Source organism: Methylobacterium goesingense, from assembly GCF_022179225.1.
Taxonomy (GTDB): domain Bacteria; phylum Pseudomonadota; class Alphaproteobacteria; order Rhizobiales; family Beijerinckiaceae; genus Methylobacterium; species Methylobacterium goesingense.
In genome coordinates this window covers 1-1,883 of the sequence record NZ_BPQL01000201.1, presented here as the reverse complement: position 1 = coordinate 1,883, position 1,883 = coordinate 1, and the positions used below count along the sequence as shown (strand labels likewise).

The 1,883-nt window shown below is 70.0% G+C and carries 4 protein-coding genes; 2 read left to right on the top strand and 2 right to left on the bottom strand.

Annotated elements, in window-relative coordinates:
• Positions 1–307 (top strand): 6-phosphogluconolactonase (locus MFF30_RS24610; RefSeq protein WP_238282837.1); only part of this gene is annotated, 307 nt, incomplete at its 5' end.
• Positions 308–521: 214 nt separating this feature from the next.
• Positions 522–971, top strand: a complete 450-nt coding sequence (locus tag MFF30_RS24605) for a hypothetical protein (protein ID WP_238282836.1) — start codon at positions 522–524, stop codon at positions 969–971.
• A gap of 115 nt (positions 972–1,086) precedes the next feature.
• On the opposite strand, the gene MFF30_RS24600 is transcribed toward MFF30_RS24605, so the two are convergent.
• A complete protein-coding gene (locus MFF30_RS24600) occupies positions 1,087–1,248 on the bottom strand; it encodes a hypothetical protein (protein WP_238282834.1) in 162 nt (53 codons plus the stop codon).
• Between the two features lie 164 nt (positions 1,249–1,412).
• The gene (locus tag MFF30_RS24595; protein WP_238282832.1) at positions 1,413–1,610 is read right to left on the bottom strand and encodes a hypothetical protein; all 198 of its coding nucleotides are present in this window, start codon (positions 1,608–1,610) and stop codon (positions 1,413–1,415) included.
• Between the last annotated feature and the right edge of the window lie 273 nt (positions 1,611–1,883).

The following is a 1,883-nucleotide window of genomic DNA, read 5'->3' as shown; positions in this document are numbered from 1 at the left end:
CCTCGTCCTGCTCGGCCTCGGCGAGGACGGGCACACCGCCTCGCTGTTTCCCGGCAAGCCGGCCCTGCGGGAGCGCCACGCCTGGGTGGCACCCGTGCCGGAGGCGGGGCTCGCCCCGTTCGTGCCGCGCATCACCCTCACCGTCCCGGCGCTCGCCTCGGCGCGCGAGGTCCTGTTCCTCGTCACGGGGGCTGGCAAACAGGAGCCCCTGCGCCGCCTCGCCCGGGGCGAGGATCTACCGGTCCGGCACGTCCGCAGCGTCGGGCAAGAGGTCTGGCTCGTGGACCGGGAGGCCGCAGGGGCCTGAACTCCACGAAACCTGATCATCCGCGCCGCATTCCCGGCGTTATCTGACGAAAATTGTTGCGTTTGCGCAAAGTTCGCGCGAACACTTGAGGATTGCCGGAATATCCCGGTCTCCGTGACGTTGCGCCATGGGCGTGGACCCCTTCGTCGCCCTGCCCCTTCGCCCGCTTCCCCGACGGGAACCGCGCCGTGCGTCCCGCAGCCGGATCGGGCCTTTGCGCACCGTCGCCGAGGGTGGCCGCCATCCCATCCTGCGCGGGATTCGCGCCGGTGCCCTGGCGGGTCTGGCGATCGTGGCCGCGCTCAGCCTGCCGGTCTTTCTCGTCCTCGGGGTCCGATCGTCGCCGCCCCCCGGATTTCAGGCACCCGGATTTCAGGCACCCGGATTTCAGGCCTCGGCCCAGTTCCCGGACGGGGAGCCGGAGACGTCCGGCCGAGTCTGGACCGAGGCGTATCGGGCACCGGCCATGCCTCCCGAACCGGCCCCCGCCCCCATCGAATCGCCGCGCGTCGCCGTCGATGGCCCCCGCGGCCCGGCCCTGAGCCTCGACCTGATCCCGGCCCTCGACGACGGCAGCGGGATCGGCGGCCTGGAAGAGCGGCCCGTGGCAAAGCCCGCCCGCGCGCCCCGGACCGCAGCGGCGCGTGCCGCGCGCTCTCCCTGAACCCGCGCGCCGTGCGCTTCCCCCGAATCGACGTCCGAGGGGCCGGCGCATGAAAAGACCCGCCGCGACGCTGTCGGGCGGGTCGAACGAAGGCTGAATCCGTCGGACGGATGGATCAGGCGGCGCGGCGGGCTTCGCTGCGGGCGTTGTCGTTGAGGGCGACGAACATGCCGGCCGAACCCGTATCGGCGGTTGAAGGTGCGGCGTCGTCGGTGAGGAGGGCCAGCATCGGACCCACGGCGACGGCGGCGAGGCCGAGAACAAACAGAGCGATCATGGCGGAGACCCCTGTGGCGTTGCGATAAGTGTGTATCGCACTGCACCATTGATCTTGGTATGCTACATACCGCAGTGCGGTCATGCTGATATTGCACGGCTCCGGCACGGATTTTTTCATTTCGCCGAACGTACTTCACCCGGGCGTGGGTCGGGGTCGCGGTCTCAGCGGTGCGGCGTGTCGGCCACGACCGGGAGGAGCGGGAGCAGATAGTAGCCGCTCGCGAGCAGGATGGCCGAGAGGACGAGGCCCAGGGACGAGACATAGAGCACGGCGAAGACGTCGCGGTTGAAGTCCGCGGTGCGCAGGACGATGCCCGCGAAGGGAATGCTGACCAAGGCAATGAGGATGGAGAGGATCATCTCGGAACCCTTCGGCGGAGGGAGGGCGGACGGGCGCGGCTGACGTGTCATTCGCCGAAAGGGTCACCGACCCGCCGAATGATGAACGGACAGGAATTCCAGCGGCGTTGCGGCATGCCATTCTGTCCGGTGCCGCCGGGTCCGCGAGCCTGCCTCGCCCGCCCCCGGCCCCCGGGATGCGTCGGCCCTGAAACGGGCGCGCTGTCCGGCCGTGGATCTGGCATCGACAGCCCCGCTCCGGAATGGAATCCGGTGCGGGGCTGTCGGGTCTTG

Excerpts from the sequence above, each read along its gene's own strand:
- MFF30_RS24595 (WP_238282832.1), bottom strand. The coding sequence starts at position 1,610 with ATGATCCTCTCCATCCTCATTGCCTTGGTCAGCATTCCCTTCGCGGGC.
- MFF30_RS24600 (WP_238282834.1), bottom strand. The coding sequence starts at position 1,248 with ATGATCGCTCTGTTTGTTCTCGGCCTCGCCGCCGTCGCCGTGGGTCCG.